Annotated in this window: 1 protein-coding gene; it reads left to right on the top strand. The window is 78.2% G+C overall.

Features of this window, described 5'->3' with window-relative positions; genetic code table 11:
• The first annotated feature begins 352 nt into the window (after positions 1-352).
• The gene (locus ACFXA3_RS39525) at positions 353-3,139 is read left to right on the top strand and encodes a DUF6493 family protein (RefSeq protein ID WP_385195763.1); all 2,787 of its coding nucleotides are present in this window, start codon (positions 353-355) and stop codon (positions 3,137-3,139) included.
• The last annotated feature ends 17 nt before the right edge of the window (positions 3,140-3,156 follow it).

The following is a 3,156-nucleotide window of genomic DNA, read 5'->3' as shown; positions in this document are numbered from 1 at the left end:
GTGTTTGGCGGTCGGGCACTGTTGACGCGTTTCCGGGCGGCTGTGTGTGGGGCGGCGCCACCCGCACTACGATTCCCGGCACGCCGAGCGCCACCACCCCGGCCGCTCGCCGCCCGCGCCCCCTCCGCCCGGCACGCACCCACCCGGACCCGGACGGGCGCGGCCGCCGTCGCCTCCGGGTGAACACGCCGACCAGGGCCGTGAATCGGCCAGCGGCGGGCCGCGCCCGCGCCGGGCGTGGCCGGGCCGGATTACCGTGGCCGCCGGGCTCGCCCGTGGAGCCCGGCGCGGCGTGCGGCCGCCGTCGACCCGCCTCACCGTGACCACTGCCTCCCCACGCCGGAAGGGCGCCATGAACCCGATACTCGACGCGGTCCGCGAAGGCCGCACCGGTCTGCTGCCCGGCCTGCTGGGGCCGCTGACGGCGCCCGAGCGCCAGGAGCTGCTCGCCCGGCTCGCCCACCTGCGCGCCGAGATGCGCGGCTGGGACTGGAGCCGATGGCGCGAACGCGACCGCATCCGCTCCGCCCTGCTCGTCGCCGGCGCCGGCTGCCACACCGGCGCGTCCCCGGCGGCCTCCTGGATCGGCGCACACGATCTGCGCGAGGGGCAGGAGTTCCCCACCGAGCCGCTGCTGGGCGTGCTCGCCGACCGCGACCCCCGCTGGCTCGGCGAACTCGCCCACCGCCTCGCCGAGCGCACCGGGACCGCCGAAGAGGACTATCCGCTCATCAGGGAGCTGGTGCGCCGCGCAGGCTGCCCCGTGCCGACGACCGACGCGTTCGTCCACGGCTGGGTGCGGTCCATCTTCACCATGGACCGCGCGCGCACCACGCACAACCCGCTCTCGATCGCCCTGCGCCAGGATCCGTACGCACGCGAGCTGGTGCCCCTGCTCTTCGCGACGGCCGAGTCCCCCGAGGCGCTGCACTGGTGCAGCGATCCGACGGCGCCCAACCACTGGCCGTCCGAGCTCGCCGCGCTCGCGCAGGAGGGGATCGTCGAACGCCGCGTCCTGGTCGACGGCTGTGTCGCGCGCCTGCGGCGGGGCGGCCGGCAGAACCAGCTGAAGTTCTTCCTCGCCATGCTCACGCGCCTCGAACTCACCCCGGCCGAGGAACGGGAGCGGACGGCCGACTGGACCGCCCTGGCCGCCGGGGCGCCGTCACCGCTCGCCGGATACGCCCAGCAGGTGCTCGTCCGGCTCGTCGATGCGGGAGGGGTTCCGGCCCAGCGGCTCGCCGAGATGTCGGACGTGGTGCTCCGCCGGCCGGAGAAGAAGCTCGTACGTGCCCAACTGGGCCTTCTCGGACAGGCCTTACGGCGCGATCCCGAGGCCCGGCGAACCCTGCTGCCCGCCGTGGCTGTCGCCTTCGGGCACGAGGACACCGCCCTCCAGGAGCGCGCCCTCGGACTGGTCGTCAGGTACCTGCCGCCCGGTGACCGCGCGCTGCGCCGGGAACTCGCCCTGCGTGCCGAGGCGTTGAGTCCGCTCCACCGGCGCGCCGCGGCGGAGCTGCTCGGGCCCTGCACGGCGCCCGCTCCCGGCTCCTGCGCGGAGCCGGCGTACGAGGAGGTCCTGCCCCCGGCGCCGGTACGCCGCCGTCTCGCCCGCGGCCCCCTGACGCTCGCCGCGACCGTCGCCCTGGTCGCGGCCTCCGGCGCGGCCGGCGAGCCGACCGCCGCCGCCTTCGAGTCGGCCCTGGACGGCCTGGTCCGGCACGCCCACCACGACCGTGCCGCCCTGGCCGGAGCCCTGCGCCCGGCCCTCGCCGGCCGCCGCTGGCATCCGGAGGGGGACCGGCCGGTGGACCCGCGGCAGCTGTCCGGGCTGGACCTGATGGCCGCGGCCGTCCTCGGCCGCGTCCGCGCACCGGACCTGGTGCCGGGACGGGGCGCACACGACGGCGGCTGCCGGCCCGACTGCGTCCACGCCGCGCTGAGCGCCGTGACGGCCTCCCGGCTGACCGAGGCCGCGCACCGGATCCTCACGGACCCGCAGCCGTTCCTCCTCGCCACCCCCACCTGGGAGACGGGTTCGCTGGAGCCCGAGGAGCTCGTCGTACGGCTCGCCGCGTACCGGCGGCTCGGCGCCGAGCCCGGCCCAGCCGACTTCGCCCAGGCGCTGCTGCGGGTGCGGCGCGACCCCGGGGCCGTACCCGCCGCGGCCGCGCTCGCCACCGCCGAGGGGGACCGGCTGGCGGCCTGGCTCGCAGGTGCGGGGGAACCGCCCGCGGTGCACCGCCGGGTGACGGACCCGTTCCCGGACGCGCTCGCCGCACCGCGCTCCGGCCCCTTCGCCGACCCCTTCGCCGACCCCGTCCCGGCCGTGGGCCCGGCCGCGGTCCCGCAGGCCGGTCCGCTCCGGTGGGACCGGCCGCCCCGCCCGCCCGCGACCCGCCGCATCGTGCTGGAGACCGCCGAACGGTGCGTCGTGCGGCGGGAGTTCCCCGCGGCCTTCCGCGGACTGGGCCGGGCGCACACCGAGCGGTCCCGCAGCTGTTCGCCCGCCTGCGCCGGCGGTCTCGTCCAGGGGGCCGTCCTGCCCGAGGACCGCGAGACCCAGGCGGCCTGGCTGCTGCCCGAGGTGACCGCGGGCGCCACCGCCCGGGAGCGCGGCGCCGGAGTGCCGCTGCCCCTTCCGCGCCTCGCGGAGCTGGGCGGACCGGCGGGCCCGGCCCTGCACCTGACGGTCGCCACCGGTCTCGGTGCCCGCGACGCCGGGGACCGCCGCGCCGCGGTGGACGCGCTGCTGCTCCTCGCCGCCCGGGGCGAGCTGGACGCCCCGAGGCTCGGGCGGGATCTGGCCGAACTGCTCGGTCTGGGCACGGTGAAGCCCAGCCGGCTGGCCGGGGCGGCGCGCACCGCCGCCGCCACCGGTGCGTACGCCACGACCTGGGCGGTGCTCGCGGAGGCCCTGGTGCCGCTGCTGGCCGGCGGCGGGTCGGCGCGGGGCACGGGGGAGCTGCTGGCGGTGGCCGCGGACTGCGTGGAGCGCTGCGGGGCGTACGGACCCGCGCCGGCGGGCCTGGCCGAGGGCGCGGGGCGGCCCGGGGCCTCGCAACGGGGCAGGGCTGCCCCGCGGGCGGTCTGTTATACACCAATGTCGCGGCCCCCGCAAAATTGTTGGTTGTTTTAGGGGGGGGGCGGTGTCTG

The organism is Streptomyces sp. NPDC059456 (assembly GCF_042750055.1).
Taxonomy (GTDB): Bacteria; Actinomycetota; Actinomycetes; order Streptomycetales; family Streptomycetaceae; genus Streptomyces.
This window is presented reverse-complemented; position numbering and strand designations above follow the sequence as displayed.

Excerpts from the sequence above, each read along its gene's own strand:
- ACFXA3_RS39525 (WP_385195763.1), top strand. The coding sequence starts at position 353 with ATGAACCCGATACTCGACGCGGTCCGCGAAGGCCGCACCGGTCTGCTG.